11 protein-coding genes are annotated in these 16,916 nt (G+C 63.2%); 5 read left to right on the forward strand and 6 right to left on the reverse strand.

Annotation, left to right across the window (positions count from 1 at the left end):
* Window positions 1–6: 6 nt before the first annotated feature.
* The 5 genes from CH266_RS14135 to CH266_RS14155 are packed head-to-tail and all read right to left on the reverse strand — an operon-like array spanning window position 7 to window position 9,737.
* A complete protein-coding gene (locus tag CH266_RS14135; protein WP_094715468.1) occupies window positions 7–1,932 on the reverse strand; it encodes a hypothetical protein in 1,926 nt (641 codons plus the stop codon).
* Window positions 1,929–3,116: a VWA domain-containing protein gene (locus tag CH266_RS14140; RefSeq protein WP_094715469.1), complete on the reverse strand. Its 1,188-nt coding sequence runs from the start codon at window positions 3,114–3,116 to the stop codon at window positions 1,929–1,931. Before CH266_RS14140 ends, CH266_RS14135 begins: the two co-directional genes overlap by 4 nt.
* Window positions 3,113–5,305, reverse strand: a complete 2,193-nt coding sequence (locus tag CH266_RS14145) for a DUF5682 family protein (protein WP_141214531.1) — start codon at window positions 5,303–5,305, stop codon at window positions 3,113–3,115. The genes CH266_RS14140 and CH266_RS14145 overlap by 4 nt, the downstream gene beginning before the upstream one ends.
* Window positions 5,306–5,307: 2 nt before the next feature.
* Window positions 5,308–6,390 carry an ATP-binding protein gene (locus tag CH266_RS14150; protein ID WP_094715471.1) on the reverse strand — a complete coding sequence of 361 codons (1,083 nt, stop codon included), beginning with the start codon at window positions 6,388–6,390 and terminating at the stop codon, window positions 5,308–5,310.
* Window positions 6,387–9,737: a DUF4132 domain-containing protein gene (locus CH266_RS14155; protein ID WP_176457085.1), complete on the reverse strand. Its 3,351-nt coding sequence runs from the start codon at window positions 9,735–9,737 to the stop codon at window positions 6,387–6,389. Before CH266_RS14155 ends, CH266_RS14150 begins: the two co-directional genes overlap by 4 nt.
* A gap of 192 nt (window positions 9,738–9,929) precedes the next feature.
* Here CH266_RS14155 and CH266_RS25400 point away from each other — a divergent pair, with 192 nt between their 5' ends.
* The 4 genes from CH266_RS25400 to CH266_RS14170 all read left to right on the forward strand — a co-directional run bounded on the left by CH266_RS25400 (window position 9,930) and on the right by CH266_RS14170 (window position 14,743).
* Complete coding sequence (locus CH266_RS25400; protein ID WP_176457086.1) at window positions 9,930–10,598, forward strand: hypothetical protein; 669 nt, start codon at window positions 9,930–9,932, stop codon at window positions 10,596–10,598.
* 642 nt (window positions 10,599–11,240) lie between these two features.
* Complete coding sequence (locus tag CH266_RS14160; protein WP_141214533.1) at window positions 11,241–12,413, forward strand: hypothetical protein; 1,173 nt, start codon at window positions 11,241–11,243, stop codon at window positions 12,411–12,413.
* 53 nt (window positions 12,414–12,466) lie between these two features.
* Entirely contained in the window at window positions 12,467–13,447 is a 981-nt protein-coding gene (locus CH266_RS14165; RefSeq protein WP_141214534.1) for a hypothetical protein, read from the forward strand.
* A 177-nt stretch (window positions 13,448–13,624) separates the two neighbouring features.
* A complete protein-coding gene (locus CH266_RS14170; protein WP_094715475.1) occupies window positions 13,625–14,743 on the forward strand; it encodes a hypothetical protein in 1,119 nt (372 codons plus the stop codon).
* A 48-nt stretch (window positions 14,744–14,791) separates the two neighbouring features.
* Here the strand turns inward: CH266_RS14170 and CH266_RS14175 are convergent, their stop codons facing one another.
* On the reverse strand, window positions 14,792–15,502 hold the full coding sequence (locus CH266_RS14175) for a MerR family transcriptional regulator (protein WP_094715476.1): 711 nt from the start codon (window positions 15,500–15,502) through the stop codon (window positions 14,792–14,794).
* 86 nt (window positions 15,503–15,588) lie between these two features.
* On the opposite strand from CH266_RS14175, the gene CH266_RS14180 reads away from it, so the two are divergent.
* Window positions 15,589–16,752, forward strand: coding sequence for an erythromycin esterase family protein (locus CH266_RS14180; RefSeq protein ID WP_094715550.1), 1,164 nt, complete (start codon window positions 15,589–15,591; stop codon window positions 16,750–16,752).
* Window positions 16,753–16,916: the final 164 nt, after the last annotated feature.

Genomic DNA, 16,916 nt, shown 5'->3' on the forward strand with positions numbered 1-16,916 from the left:
TGACCCTCAAGCAAATTCTTCGGCGACCACCAAGCGTAGAACCGCACGCACCCATGCGTCTGCGGATGCCTCCAGGTCGTGGCCGGTGAGTGCATCGGCAAGGCGATCGAGCGACAGACCCGTCGACTTCATACCTACCGATCTCGAGAGGTCAGCACGCCCGCGAATCGCAACCACGTCAGCCTCCGACACGAACCGCAAGCCACGGTGCGAGAGATCCGCCAGGGTCGACAGACATCCTGCAACAGCATCTACGACGCGATCCTGACTTACCTCGCCCGCCGAGCGGATCAGACTCGACATACCCACACGAGGCGCGAGATCGGGCACGACCACACCGAGATCGCACGCAATCGAGTACGGCGTGATGCAGACCTGCCCTGACCGGACACTCATTCGACCTGCCACCGCCCGCGGACCCGACGACATCGCGTGGAGAACCGCGTCGATAGCACCGGGAGCCTCCGCTCGATGCTCGACCACGATCTGTGCCTGACTCCCCTTACCGTCCGCGACCACCACCGTCAACGTCTGACCTGCCGGAGAGTAGTCGGTGTCGACCACAGCGTCGACGCTCACTATGCCGACCCCGTCCGTCACCAGACGGTTCCGTGCGAACGACGGCCTGCGTTCGGTCAACTGTCGACGCACATCGTCGTAGTCCGAGGAGAGGGCAGGCGAATCAGCCCAAGCGTCGGAACCGAGGGGAAGGATCGATGTCTTGCCGATACCTCTACGTCCCAATCGAATCGAACGGTTCGCGCGCCGAACAGCCGATTCGGTGACGATGGTCGACGAAGCCAACGTCCCGATAGTCGTCCCCGCAACCCTGCGCCCCGCCACCGCATGACCGGTAAGCAACTCCCCCGGCCACTGATGCCGCATCAGATAAACGGCATTCGTATCGATTTCGGAGAAGTAGACGTCGACATTCACGGCGTCACCATTGGCCGTTACGCGGGCACCCAAACCGACCAGACGTGAACGTCTGAGCGGAGTTTCGCCCACAGTCTCGGTTCCCAGTGCCATTCCGGCGAGCGCCGAGTCGGTCGCCCCTCCGAGCTGAACTCGCGCGTAGACCTCTGCGATCAACGACGCCACCCGGACCCGGTTGTGACGGGCATTCCTTGCGGCATAGGCTTCGACCTGATCGGCCAGATCTCTACATGCGTCAGCAAGCCACACCGTCGACGATGCCTCGGCCGAACGAGCAGCCCTCACTGCGGATGCATGTTGCACACCCGACGCCCCAGCCAGTCCGTCTACGAGGATAGTTCGGGCAACAACCTTGGCCAGAGCGGAATTAGCCGAATCCTGAATTAGACCAGCACTACTGACGAACACCTCGTCGCTACCCGATTCGTCAGCCTCTCGTACGGCCCACACCGCAAGGGCGATCGACTCCGGCGCTGCATGCTCGGATGCCGACGAATGAGTGTGACCCACATCGTGGGGTGTCAAGAATCGAACTGTGCAGTGCGGCAACTCGACACGCACAATCGAGTCGGTGCCCTCGGGGCGATGCACTGTCGCCTGATAACCCTCGCCGCGGATGCGCCTGGCCCGCCGCATGGCGGCCGCACCGACGTGCGATTCGACAACTGTGTCGTCGAATTCTCCTGGTGTCCATTCCGGTCCGCCGACATCGGTACCGAATCTCGCACGATAGGCGAGCACCAGACCGAGGCGATGCCTGCACGCCGAACTCGCGCCGCAGGAGCATGACGCGTCGGTGAACGGCAACGAAGCCGGGAGCTCGGTCACGACGCCGTCGGCGAACCGGGCGACGATGCGTTCGATTGATGCCGACAAGTCCGGTGGATTCTCCTCGACCATCCGCACTGCTCTTTTGACCAGGCCACGATTGGTGACGAGCACCAGTGCCTCGTCGGTGAGCGCCGCCACGTCCGGTCGGATGGATTCGGCGTTCATCGGATGCACCCGGCGACGAACTCCGCGAGCCCGCCCGGTGTCATCGCCCCCACGTGCACCCCCAGCCGGACTAGACGCTGGGCGATCTCTCGGTCGTAGTCGGGTTCGCCGGACTCGTCGAGTGCTGCCAACGCCAACACTCGCACGCCCTCGTCGGTCAAGCGAGATACGCTGCGCACGAACCGATCCGCTTGACTCTCGTACAGATCGGAGATGATCACCACGATGGTTCGGCGCGGAGTCTCGACCAGCTGCCCCGCATAGTCCACAGCCTTGGCACCATCGTTGCCGCCACCGAGTTGCACTCCCATCAACAATTCCACCGGATCCAGAACCTCCGACGTGAGGTCGACAACGTTGGTGTCGTACGCGATGAGGTGCGTTCGCAGACCAGGGACGTTCCAGAAGCATGCAGCTGTGACGGCGGAATGGACGACAGAATCGATCATCGATCCTGACTGGTCGACCAGCAGTATGAGTGTCCAGGTGTCAGTGTGTCGCCGGGTGCGCGAAGTGAACAGTGGTTTCTCGATCGCGATGGATCGTGTCTCGGGGTTCCAGTGCTCGAGGTTCGCGAGAACCGTTGCAGGAAAATCGAAGTTGCGAGAGTTCCGGAAGGAGGTGCGCTGCCGGCTGCGCGTGCCGTGGAAGGTCTTGCGGACGTCGACGGACAGCTTCTCGATCAGCTCTTTCACAACCGTGTCGACAGCCTTCTTGGCCAGCGCGAGAACCCGCGGGTCCATCAGATGCTTCGTTCGCAATACCGCACGCAGGAGTGTCACGCTCGGTTCGATTCGCTCGAGAGCCTCGGGATCGGTGACCACCTCGGTGATCTCGTATTTCTCGACTGCGTCTCTTTCGAGGCGGTGAACTGTCTCACGCGGAAACAAGCGGTGGATGTCGTCGAGCCAATCCACTGCGCTCACCACCGTTGTCCCGACTCCGCTCGGCCGTCCGCGACGGTCGCGGTGCAGTGCCCTACCCTCGCCTTTTTGCCCCTTCGCCAGAGCACCGCCTGCTCGAGCGCGTGAACCACCCGAGCGCACGCCCTGGGCGGCACGGGCCGCGTCGCGGCCATACAGCCATTCCAGCGCGGAATCCTGTTCTGCCGCAATACCTGTAGGGTCACCGAGTGCACCGGAGCTGGCGTCACCCAAGATCAATCGCCATCGCTCGGAGTTCATTGCAATCCAATGTTCGCGAGCGCACGATCGACTCGCTCGTCCAGTAGCTCGCCGGACAGTCCCGAGGCCGTAATGGACGGGCCGGCAGGCGCTGGTGCCACGCGTCGAGCGATGACCTCGCGTTCACGCGGAGGAAAGAACTCGAAGGACTGCCTCAGGGCAGGCAGTGCAGTCAGAAAATCATGCTCGGTCATCCGTCCTACGACGGCGTCGACGGCCGTCAACACTGCGTCACCGGAACCGGCATCGAGAAAACGTTCACGCGCGACGCCGAAGAGACCGGACAGCCAGTCGCCGAGCCGATCCGAGGGTATGGACCGCACGGCAGCCGCCGCATCTTCCGGGGTGGTTCGAGTCCACGACGCGCCCAGAGCCGATCCCCTCATATCCACTGCGGCACCGCTGTCACGCGCCAGCAGATCCAGTTCTGTTGACGGGTCGTCGCGCAAGAGGTGCCCTGCGTACTGCATGGCATCGGCGATGGCCGCGACAGCCGCGATTCGACGGAGATCTGCGCCCCCTGTTGCTCGGACTCGCCGGGCGAGCGTAAGCACCTTGGGCGACGCGGCTGCCACCACTTCTCCGAGCAGCGCCGAACCCCGACTCCCGAACAGCGAATCGTGTCGCCACAGATCGAGGGCAGTGCGCAGAAGTAGCCCGGTATCGGCGAGATCGACTGCGTTGTCCAGCGATTGGATCGCCGCCGATGCTGACATATCAGATACGTCGTCGAGTCCGCTCAAGACTGCGTCGAACAGAATTCGCGCGACGGCAGCCATGTCTTTGCCCGCTGACCGCAACGCGGAGACGAGCGCTGCACCCGCCGCGTCCACTAGCGTGTGCCCGTACGCGGCGGCCTCGACGAGTGCCGGAACTCGGCCGCCGTGGTCGGTGATCACCCACTCGTCGATCGACCGCACCTCGGAGACACCGCTCGGTCCGGCAGAGCGCTCGAAGCCAGGAATGCCGAGTAGTCGTAGCTGATGCAGCACGCGACTTCTCGAACGCTCGCGTTCGTCAGTGAGATCCAGAGACAAACTCCCGGTGGTCAATTCGAACTCTTCGAGCAGCATGCCGACGTGATGGACCAGCCCAGGTGCCGGGGCGTCAGGATGTAGTTCCCCTCGCCGCTCTCCCCTCAACGTTCGGATGCATACCTCGATCACCGGGTCAGCTTCGACACCGAGTGGTTCACCCGCACGCGTCCACGGCAGCGGCGAGGGAATGGCCTCGTCGACGAGTGTGCTCGCAGCACCGTCCAGTACGTCACGACGCGTGGGCACCGAGTGACCTCGCATCGCCGCCAGCGCATGGACCTGCGTTCGGAATCCGGCGAAGTCGGTGGTCGAAACCCGGTGCCCGCGGGCCCGCAGGTTCAGCACGACGGCCTCGATCGCGGTGTCCGACGCATGAGCCTGATCTTCCCAAAGCTGCTGGTACCACCACGGTCCCTCGAGTTCGAGGCGACGGTAGGAGTACGGGATCAGATAGCTTCCGACGTCGAGGGCGGAATCCGGAATCGGAACGGTCGGCCAGCTGTCATCGGCCGGTGGTCCCGTCTCGAGCTCCGACATGATCCCGGCACGGTGGAATCCGCCGCAGACGACGACGACCGAACCACCCTGCTCACGAGCTGCTTTCACCCAGGATGCCATGTACTTCTCGCGTTCGGAGACGTCGACACCATCACCGCGGATCAGGATGAAGTAGCTGTCGAGGATATCTCGCATCTCTTCGGTCGTCAGCGCGCCTGCCCGGGCTTCCACGACGTGGTCCCACATCGCATCGATGGTGTCGAGGCCCATCTGCTCGACTGCATCCACAGCGGCTGGGCTGTATTCGGTAGGCCCAGAATCGAAGTCGGGATGCCACGACGGAAGGTCGATGAACCGAACTGACGCACCCGTTCCAGTGGCCGCTTGCATCGCTACCCACTCCGGCGAGAACTCGGTGTAGGCATTCCAGGCCACCTGGGTGTGTGTACCCCTGCGGGCGTGTGAGAACAGCGCGATCGGAAGTCGATGTCCGAGCGTCAACTCGCCGAGGCGGTCTGTGTAATCGACCGGACCTTCGATCAAGACGTGGGCCGGCCGCAATCGTTCGATGGTGTCGGCTACCACGCGCGCGCAGGCAGGACTGTGATGCCGCACGCCGATGACGGCCACCTCGTCGCCATCGTGACGTTCCACCACTAGGTCAGACGTGCGTGAGCTTCGCGCAGCTCGCGCCACGCCTCGCTCGATCGGTAGGACGATCGCTGCTCGATGTAGCGACGCAACCTCGCTGTGTCCTCGGCGTTGTCTTTCGCCGCGGTGCCGGCCAGGGACTCCGCGAGATCGGTGAACGTGCCTGCATCACCGCGCATGTACCAGCCGCGAATTCCGGTGGCATGCGCGAGCGAGACCGCCTCAGCCGTGCTCATCACAGACGACAACCGCTCGACGGGAGCACCGGCTTCGGTGAATCCCGATCTCAGGTCACGGAACAGCGTCACGAGAAGTTCCGCGACCGCCGGATCTTGATCTATCCCCACCCCGGACGCGCGCAACAGCGCCGCCGACTCCGCCCGCACCAGCGCGAGCTCGGTGTCGAAATCTGCAATCGGATGTACCGTCTCGAAATTGAAGCGACGTTTGAGCGCGGCGCTCATTTCGTTCACTCCTCGGTCGCGGGTATTTGCCGTCGCGATGACGTTGAATCCCTCACGCGCGTAGACCATCGCGTCCGTTCCGGTGAGTTCTGGCACCGCGAGAACACGTTCGGACAACAGCGACAGCAGGGTGTCCTGCACTTCGAGTGGGCATCGGGTGATCTCCTCGAAACGCACGATCCGACCCTCGGACATGCCACGCAGCATGGGTGCCGGAACCATCGATCGTGGGGAAGGGCCCTCGGCTACCAACAGCGCGTAGTTCCACGAGTACCTGATCTGATCCTCGGTGGTTGCAGCGCCTCCTTGGATGGTGAGCGTGGAATCTCCACTGACCGCAGCCGCAATGAGTTCGGACAGCATCGATTTCGCAGTACCTGGTTCACCGACCAACATCAATCCGCGTGTGGTCGCCAAGGTGACGAGCGAGCGTTCGACGAGTGACGGGTTACCGACATACTTGGCGACGATTCCACGGTGGGCGTCGCCCATCACGAAGCTGAGGGCCGCCTGCAGACTCAATTTCCACCCGGGTGGCCGCGGACCGCTGTCCTCGTCGGCGAGTCGCTCGAGCTCGTCTGCATACCGCTCCTCGGCAGGTGGCCGCTGTACTCCCGTCGTCACGACGCGAACCCATCCAGATCGGCGATGAGTTCCGAGACGGTCGCACGGTCGACGTCGTTCAAGGTCCCTCCTCGCAAGCTCACCTCGACGAGCTTCTGGTCCGGGTATCCGTTGTAGGGATCACCCGTCCCCATCCCCGGTTCGAGTCCCAGCAGCACCGAGACGTCGTCGCTCAGTTGGTAGAGCAAGCCCTGACCCCAGGACACGGGGTTCTCCCACACCGGTTCCCATCCACGGTAGGTCAACCGGAGGGCCTGGCTCGGGGTCGCAGTCACCCCCGTGAACCTGGCCAGGCCACTGCCGTCGATGTCGCCTGGCAGCGGGTCGTGGACCGATCGGCCCAACTGTGGGAACGGCTGCAGTATTTCGTAATCGGCGAATATGTTCGACCACGTCCCGACCGTGTCGGGTATGTGTGCCGGATGAACCAGACCTATCCGGCCGTCGGGAAGCTCGAGGGCATCGTCGTCGACGTCTGCGAGGGTGCTGTCTTCCGCGACCCGGAACACCACTGCAGGTTTGTTGTTGTCGTCGAACGACGCCCACAGGAGACGACGAGCTACGTGGATCAAGAGCGGATGTCCCAGCACGTATTGGGTGAACTCGTCGGCGGTCCAACGGCGTCCGATCACCATCGACCGATTGAGGCGCTTGATCTGTTCGGTTGCAACAGCTTTGGCTTCGCGCTTGAGCGCGGCGAAGCGTGTCTTGGCTTCCTCCGCGAGGATGGCATCGTCTCGGGTGGTGGGCTTGGGCAGGCTCGTCGTCTTCTTGCCATTCTCGTCGAGCACGTATGGAACAAGTGCTTCGGTGAAGCCGACCGTGAAAGATCGCTCGCCGTAGTCGAACATCATGGTTCCCGACGACGACAAATCGAGAGTGGGGACGATGCGGTCCGCCAACTGCTCACGATCGAGACCGAGGCTTTCTGCGACCTCGGCGACCCGCTGCTGCGCGCCGACCTTGAGGGACTTGAATTTCATCTTCCGTGAGATGTGGTCCAATTCGGTGAGGGCCCGGGTCGAGCCGTGCGCAGCCAGAGCGTCCAGCCCCAGTTGCGCTCTGGCAGTGCCGTTCTCGCCTGGCCAACGCCGGATGAGCGGGGCCAGTTTTCCGATTGTCGAGTCGTCGCCCAGCCACCCGAGTGCGAGGATCACCCAATTGCCTTTCGAGGGCGCACCTGCTCCCCACCATCGCTGAAAGAGCTCCCACGCTGCGTCGGCGAGTAACCCGCGATCGCAGTACGAGGTCACCGTCTCGAGCCCTGCGTACGGTGCATCGATTGTGCTTACCGCGCACATCGTCAAGATATGCGCCGTGGCGGAATCAGGCAGAGCAGCGGACCTGTCCGCGGTCAGTATCGGCGGCAGCGACGGCGCGTCGGCCCAGGCCGGTGTTTTCGGAATGCGCTTCGGCAGTACTTCCAGCGGATCGAGATCGACGATGGTCGCAATCGCTGCCGATACGTCGTCTCCGTACCTGTTTGCTCCGGCCAGCACTGTGTCTCGTGAGGTGGCGCGCGCGAGTCCGCGTAATGCTGCTGCAGCGTGATCTTTCTGCGCCCCAGCTTTTCCCACCGCGTCGGGGATCAACAGCGTTGCTGCGTCCGCCGCATGCCGGACGAGCCATGCCAAAGCGGGCTTGCGCAAGTTCTTCCGGGTGGCGAACATCGTCGCGTGCACGCGCGCGACATCGAGGTCGACGTACGGCATCAGATAGGGTGCCGCTGCACCGGGGTGAGCTCGTGTGAAGCGGAGCATGAGCGGTAAGGCGTCGAGTTCGTAACGCGCAACGACACGCAGCGGATCCTTGAGAGTTGTTCCCTCCCAATCAGTCAGGAACGGTCGGGCAATCTCGTCCGGCGCGATGAGGAAAATGATCCAGGCGTACCGGCCCCCTGCACCTGTCGGTGACGGGTCTGGAATGTACTGCTTGTAACTGTCCCATGTCGTATAGGAGTAATCTCCCGGCCTGTTCTTGATGGCCTCGAGTTCGCCTGGCAGCCAGGCCATCTTGTGAAGATCAGGGACTTCGAGCCCTGTGATGGCGGTCGCGTCGGGCATCTTCTTGCGCGTCGACCACGGCGGACTGACGAGGATCGACGGTAGGTCGGTCGCCATCGGCAACAAGGTTGTCAGTTCTGCGATCCTGCGTTGCGCTCTCTCCGGCAACGTGGAGGCGATCTCGCGCGCCAAGTCCGGATCCCGCCGTACGTGGCGATCGAACAATCCCGAATCAGCCTCTACCAGAACACGGAACGCTCGACGCGGATAGTTCTGCATCGCCCGAAGGACGATTGGCTGCCCGTTCTTCATCCCTCCACGTCGGACCAGAGCCTTGAACGCATCGTCGGTGGGGATAGCCGAAAGGGCGTGCAGTATTCGCAGAAGCCAGGACTCGTCGTGCGCGTTTCCGTACGGATTCGGCGTGTCGAAAGCGTCCAGCAACACAGGCAGTATCGGCGGGCCGATACCGTCCACCACCGCTGCTGTCATCGCATCGTCGAGCAGCCACCGCCGGTGCCCGTAGGCGTCATCGCTTCGATGAAGCTGTTCTGGCGTGTTCGCCGAGACCATCAGCTGCGTGCTCCAGTGGTAGGACTGAGGACGCACCACCATGATCAACTCCTCGGACCACTCCAGCTCGGTCGGGAAAATGAACGTAGCGGTCAGCTTTCGTACGGTGTTGCCTCGCAGCGTCGATGCCACGCTTCGGGCCGCCGCGTAGTCCTCGTCCGACGCCACCGCGATCAACCCGCGCATGCGCTCGAGCATGTACTCGCGCGGAGAATAGGTCAGTTGCTCATCGTACCCATCCACCTGCGCGAAACGTTCTCGCGTCGTGTACTTCGGCACTTCGAACACCGCGTCCGGCGCGGTATGACCGTAGGAAACGACGCTGATTACGGCACCCTCCGGGAGGTCCGCAACCAGCACCCTTTCGCTCACGAAACGCATGTCGGACAACTCCAGAAGCGCCTCGACCGCGAAGACCAAGCCGTGCCTGGCCACCCAGCCGTCGATGATCGAGACAACTCGCAATTCGTCGCGACTTACGAATCGGTTCAGGAGAAAATACAGAGCGGCGGCACCAAGAGCCGAGACGTCGCCTGCCTGGTACTTCCTGGCGTCGATCGTCAATTCGTCGGGGTTGGTGTCGTTGACGAGGTACCAGGACGCGTACTGGAGGCTGAGTTCGTCGGTCTCGATCTTCGCTAGTTCGACGCCTGCGTCAGGATCGACCGGCGCGACGCTGGCGCGATAACCCCCGCGTCGGGGATATTTCATCGGTAGCCACGTCAGCGGCGGCACGGACTTCGACTCGGACTCGGACGTACTGTGGCTCACGCATCTCCTCGAGGTCCCGCACTGTTCGGCGACGTGCCGAGAATGATAGCGGGCAGAACGATCGCCCACCGGTGATCTCGTACCGCGTGGTCTGGCAGCGAAGTGTGGGCGGCGAAAGCAAAACCGACCGGACGGCATGCGGAACGAATTTCTGCCCTGCGCACCGCATCGGTCCGCGGGAGAGTGACGGTCGTGAACGACACACCCGCGTCCGGCCCCCCACCGCGTTTTCGCGGCGTGCCCATCAACGAAATCCCGGCCGTAGTGCCCCTGAGGTTGATTCTGGCCGAAACGGAGAGGATCGGTGCGTGGCTCAGCGGTGCACGGGTCTACAGCACATGCATGACCTTCTCGGTCGAAGCCTGTGTCCGAGAATCTGATCGCTTGCTGGGTATGTACGGGTTCGGTAGACCAGAGTCGAATCACACTCCGCCGATGCTCGTCGGTTTCGAGGATGTCGACGGGACCGTCTCCACAAACCTTCCCGGCAGGCGAACGGGGTTGAGCCCCAGCGGTGGTGAAGGAAACCGCCTGCACAGTCGAGCCGGCCTCATTCTGGAACCCGTCCCGCCCGCCGGTCCTTTGCATGTGTATTTCGCTTGGCCGCACTTCGGGATCGCCGAAACACGTCATAGTGTGGACGCGAGCGAATTCGTCTCGGCGACATCCGAAGTGAGAAAGCTGTGGGACGAGGCCGATCCGGATACGGGCACCCCGTTCGACCTCGACGACAGGACTACACCCGAGATCGAGATTCCACCTGGCGGATGGTTCGAGACGGCCCTCGAACGCCAGAAGCCACCTCCACGCGACCCCAATGCGCCGCGTCGTATCAATTACGCGATCGGGGGTGATGATTAGGCGGTGCATGGTCGCTCCGACCGGCTGCGAGCTGGCAGGATCAACAGCGTGATCGAATCCATTTTCGTCGAGCACCTGCGGTTCTGCTCCGAGTCGAGCGGGCGGTTCAACCGGCATCCGCACCGTGAATTGGCCTCCTTTCGACGCACATCCCAGCAGTCCGATTGCGGTGCCGACATCGACGCGCGAATATCGACCAACGATGTGCTTGTAGGTGGCGAACAGCGGAATGCATAAATCTATTGGTGTCCGCCGCCCTGCGTCCTGCGTTACCAGCCGACACAGAGGTGTTGCCGTCCTCGATAACTCCCCCGCTTCAGTTCCAACCTTGGGAGCGAAACCACTGCGCAGGCTTTAGTAGCGCTGAGGGGCGAGGAGGGTGACCTGACGCATTCGGTGAACATCGGTGGGTACGAGCTCCCGATCTAGTTTCCCCGCCTGTGAATCGACCACGACCCGAACGGGGTGAGATAGTGTCGCGATCATGACACTGCAGAAAGGCGCATGAGCGCCCCGTCGTCCGAGCGCAGACTCTTGCGCCCACGATATACTCGTTTCGCTGCCGGTCGGCTGTGGGTTATCGACGAAACCCAGCCTGTCGCAGCGCTTCTCGAACCGACATCCGGACAGATCGATCGGATCGTGTCCTGGCCGGAGATACCCTCACCATCACCTGCACTGACGATTGCCTCCCACGCAGACCGTGTCTGGCTGCAGTACCGCGGAACCGATGTTCTGTCCTGCGTGACCGTGGACGGGGTACATCACGCCGAGTATCTCGAGGGCTCACATCTGCTGACAGCGGGATCGTCCGGAGCATGGTGTTTTCGACCCACACGCACGCGTGACGACGTCGCTCGCACCGCGGACGAGCCGCCGCTCCCCCGCCCGCGATCGCGACCACCTCTGCTCCTGGCTCACCCGGGCGGAGGCACGTCTCCGATCGACGTCGACGGGGTTCTAGTCGCAGCCGACTTCGACGAACAGTCGGTCCACCTCGCCGTCGAGCACACCCCATGGTCGCGCACCTATCGCGGAACCCCCACTCCGGCAGGATATGTTCTCCAACAATCCAAGTCGTGGATCCATCTACCGCTGGACGCGAGCACGACCCGCATCGAACTCGACGACTACCCTCGATCGCGGGCCGACGGCGCGTGGCACACCAGCGAGTACACGGACATTACCTACAACGAGCTGCACCGCCGCAAGCGCGCGATCGGCGACGGCGTCCGATGGCACTGGGGCGTGACAGGCAGGCACGGCGGTGTTCTTATCGCGAAGGCATTCCGTGCCGGTTCCTCGACGCCCGTGTGTGAGATCGAACTGCCGGAAGTCCGGGCCTACGAAGGCACCGCATACGGTGACCAACTCTGGCTCCTTGTCAGATCTGTGGACGGTGCGAGCCGCCACCTTGTTCGGCTCTCGATAGACACAGCAGAGTCCGAACTCGACACAGCCATAGACGATCTGGACATCACGGGCTACTGCCGCCCCGTCGCTCCCGCGCCGCCTGATCATGCGTCGTACGTCCGCTACTGCATTCGTCGACTCGACGGGCGGCGGTTCTCGAAGAGAATGCACGACGTCCGCGGCGAGTTCATCGGCGACTGGCCGCACGGCCGCTTGCACATCAGTTTCACCCACGATGACTACGAGGGGCTCACTGTGGTGACTCGACTCAACCTGTACGACGAACAGGGTCGACGTCTCGACGATATAACTTGTTATGCCCCTACCGAATTGATGGAGCAGGCAGACACCCGCGCGTACCCGGATCGGTCGCGCGCCGTCGGAGGGGTGTTGTACGTATGACGCATTGGGTCGAAGTGCTACTGAAGATCGTCGACGGTCCGCAGCGGCCGGTCATGGGTATCGCCCGCGCAATTCACGCCGACATCGGTCCTAGAGACGTCTACGACGGGCACTACGGCATCGTTCCGTCGTACGTGGGTTTCGGGCTCGGCGAAGTCCGTCTGTTCCGTTTCGGTCGACAGACACGCATGGAGTCTCTGGAAGGGAAACCGCTGTTCATCGCCGACGGCCATAAGTGTTGGGTGTTCGAAGCCGGTCACGATGATCCGATCGAAACCAACGAGCTCAACACCCGGATACCCGACCCGGGCCGAGAACTGATCGTCTCCCGCCCGGTCGAACACTGGGCGCGACCGGGCCTCACCAGACCTGCACGTCCTATCGAAGAGGTCGAATTCATCGGACGGCGTTGCTGGAAGGTGGAACTGCAAACCGGCAGCAAGGGCTCGCCGATGGTTCTGACGATCGACACCGAGACCGGGGCCGTGTTGAAGCAGGAGTCCGAGGAGGGTAGTGCGGAATACATCGATTGTTCCCTGCCGGAGGAAGTTTCGGACTCGACGTTCGTGTGGAGCGGCCCGGCCAGAAAGGCTCGTAACGTGTTCGCCGAGGATCGGGCGCGTGAGGTGGAACGATCGAAAAACAACATGCAATGGTTCCACGACAACGTCAGCGCGCAGCGGATACGAGCACACGTCTTGGTCGACTTCACCCCGACCGAGGTGCGCCGAGATCCCGAACATCCTGACAGCTTCGAAGCCGATATCGAGAAAGGTGCCGGCCGACTGTGGCGACGCGCGCGATCCAGCGAAGACTGGTTGCTCCCCATAAATTGGTCGGGCAGGAACTACCCGACACCTATCCGAGCATGGTCAACAAAAGATTTCGACTGGGCGTGCGCAATCGATTTGGGACCCGGCAGTTTGACCGATGCGACAGTGGCGCAACTCCAACACGCGCTCCACCCAGGCCAAGACGTGGTTGGCATACCCCCACTGAATCCGCACCTAGCTGAGCAATACGACCAATCTTGATATGCCGGGCTACCGGTAGAGGTCTGCATATTGCGGCAGCACAACAGTTTTCGTGTTACTCGAGTCTCGACGCCGGATCAATCCGACGGGTCCTGACGCCGCGCAGATGCCGTTGGGGTGAGCGCGCGACGTTGTTATTCGATGGCTTGTTGATGGACTGTTTGAGAGGGTGCACGAATGAGTGCGGTCAACTGGTTACTGGCGGGCCCGCGTGGTCGTCGGTTGCTCCTCGAGTATGCGCTGCTCGCGGAAGAGGATTCGGCCGTCGATGTCGAGCATTCGTTCCGCTCTGCGGTGTTCCTGGCGTCCTACCGCCTTGACGTCGACCAAGGTGCCGGAGTGGTGATGTTCGGGCCCGGTGATGAGGAAGCGCGGCAGACCGTGGTGACAGCGGAGGATGTGGCGGATCGCCTGTCTCGGGTGCCGCTCCCGGAAGTGACAGCCGGCGTGCTGCGTTCGGTCCTTGCTGCAGCGGTAGATCACGCGATGTACTGGCAGCCACCGAACGGTGAGGACGTTCTCGCCGCCACCGCATCGGTGCGGGGTGAGCTGGAACGGATAGCCGAACACGTCGCCTCGACGCCGCACGCACAGTGGTGGTCGACGGGTCTCGCGGCTGCTGATCAGTGGATCGTGTGTTGGGACAACGCATACGCGCAATTCCGGGATGACCCGGCGGCCACACTGACCACCGCAGAGACGTTGCACGACTACGGTGCTCGCACGGCGAAAGAAGAAGTGCGAGCGGCGACCGTGCGGCCGGCGGACCCGGCCGCGGGCTTTTCCGGAGAGTGGTGGTCGGTTCCTCCGACACGGAGCTCGACTCGCTCGTTGTTCGATGGCACCCCGGCGGAGCTGTGGTTCGTCGAGGACGGCATGGGATGGAAGCGGGCGGTCTCGCGGCGCATGCGCGTTCCCAGCGGTGTTCGCGCGTACGAGATCGACGGCCCGCAGGCGTGGGCGCAGCTATGCAGAGAGTTCCCTGTCGAGGTCACCGCGCAGAAGCGGCACGACTGGTACCGCGCTACCGGGCGGGCCGGGCGATGGGTCGTTCCCGACTGGCCACGAGTGGCGGAACAGTACGACGGTATTCACCTCACCGTCCGCGGCTACCTCTCCGCAGCCGGGACGGCCATCACCGTGGACGACGCCACAGCGAGTGTCATCGCTGGATGGGCACCCGACGAAACCTATTGGCTCACCGACACCGCAGCAGCCGACGGCGACAAAGCCCAGGTGTGGGTGTGCGACACCGACGGGGAACACCCCGAGTGGACCGCACACAGAGCTCGCTGACGCGGTCTGCACACCGGTAAACGCCAATCCGGTAGTTGTCGTCGGCGTTCACCCAACACTCGAAGAATCCCGATCTCGAAGACGGAGATAAGCATCGAGCCGAGCCGCGCCGACAAGAAGGTCACGGCCCCTCGCGCTCAGCCGCGCCTGCCACGCGTCGAGAAAGGAACGCAACTCGTCGACACCTCCGGCACCGCGCAACGATTCAAGGAAGTGCGCGACTTGACTCAGTCGGTAGCCGCCGCGCCGGAGTTGCAGCGCGATCTCGACGTCCCGGACGGCGTCAGCGGCGTATTCGCGGTAGCCGGTGGTCGGGGCGCGTGTGGGTTGTACGACTCCTTCCGCTTCCCAGGCCCGCAGCGTCGCCGGGTGCAGATCGAGGCGTCGTGCGAGTTCACCCACCGTCAGCGGGCGTCCGTCGATCGGCCGCGGTGCCATCGTCGACAGGCTCTTCAGGGCGGCGGCCGTTTCGCCGTAGGTGCCACGTTCGGAGTGGAGAGCGGCATGGTCGGCGTCGATCGTTCGGTATGCGAAGTCGTCGTCACGGGCGTTGACTGCGCGCATGATGTCGACCGCCGGCCTGTACCCGTGTCCGCGGCGCAGTGCCACGAACGCGTCGAGCGCCGCAGCGTGCATGAGCGTGTAACACCGGTAGCCGGAGTCACTTCGGACCGCGAGAGGTAGGACGCCTACCTCTTCGTAGTTGCGTACCGCCTGTGTGGACAGTCCGTGTCGGCGGGCCAGATCGGTGGGTCTCACAATGCCTCGATTGAGGGTTAACGGGTATTAAGCCGGTGGCATGATGCCGAAGTCTCAATGGAATGCTCAACGATACCGTCGAACATATGCCTGCAGAACTGCACAACATCGCCCGAGAACTCGGCGAAGACCTTGGCCGCGTGGTCGACGCTTTCCTGACCGGGCGTCCGGCCGTCCTCCTGGGCCTCGGTGAGCCGACACACGGAATTCTTGCCTTCACGAGCCTGCGCAACGAGCTGCTCGTCCATCTCGTCGCTCGCGGATTCCGGTCGGTGGCGCTCGAGACCGATATCTTCGCCGCGTCCATCGTCGACGATTACGTGGCCGGTGGAACAGCGGGCCTCGACGAGGTGTTGTCGGCCAGTTTCAGTCACGGGTTCGGCGCAGTTCCCGGTAACCGTGAACTGCTCGAATGGCTGCGTGGTCATAACGCAGCGTGCGCGCCGGAGGACCGGGTCCGATTTCATGGCTTCGACGCGCCCGTCGAGTACTCGGGAGCACCGAGCCCCGGACCGTCCCTGAAGTTCGTATTGGAAGCCCTGGCCCCCGAAGAGGTGTTGCCTCCCCACATAGGGGACCTCGACGAACTCCTCGGTGACGACGCCGACTGGACCGATCCGAACGCGATGTACGACGCCGTCGCGTCGATCGGCGGATCCAACAGAGCCCAGGTTCTCGGCTCGATCGCGGAAGGACTGGCCGCCGCTGCACCACTGGACGCGCCGTGGGAGGTGTCTGCGCACGCGCGCGCTGCGCAGGGTTTGCTTCGCTATCACGCGGCCATGGCGAGTACCGCCCCCGATCGCATCGGGCAACTACTCGGCATACGCGCCGAAATGATGGCCGACAATCTCCGCGACATCGTCACGCGTGAACGCGGTCGCGGGCCGACCCTGGTGTTCGCGCACAACTCGCACCTGCGCCGCGGCGACTCGGCGTTACCGGGCGAGGCGAGCTGGGCTGCAGCCGGTGCGCTCGTGGCCCACGACCTCGGCGATGAATACGTATTCATCGCGACCGACGCCAACCCGTCGGCACCCGTCGGCACACTGCAGGCCATGTTGGCCGATGCCACAGACCGACGCGCGTTGTTCCCGGCGGACGCACTACGCAGCGCACTGCCCGAGTCCGTTACCGCGGGTACGCCGATCGCTCCGGGCCACCTGCCACTTTCTCCCGCAGACCTATCCGGAACCGACGCGATCCTGTTTATCGCCGACACCGATGGGCACCGACACCAATACTGGTGATCCGTCCAAAACGTATATCGAACGTTCAACCACCGACATCATCCCGTGGTGAACGCAAACGCCGGCTGGCAAGAGAGCTTATCGACAGAGCGCTGCCAGCGGATCTTGACGAAACACAAACCGGAGCCAACGATCTAGTCCAAGTTTCAGCTCGACACGGACCC

The organism is Rhodococcus sp. 06-1474-1B, from assembly GCF_002258885.1.
In the GTDB taxonomy this organism is placed as follows: domain Bacteria; phylum Actinomycetota; class Actinomycetes; order Mycobacteriales; family Mycobacteriaceae; genus Rhodococcoides; species Rhodococcoides fascians.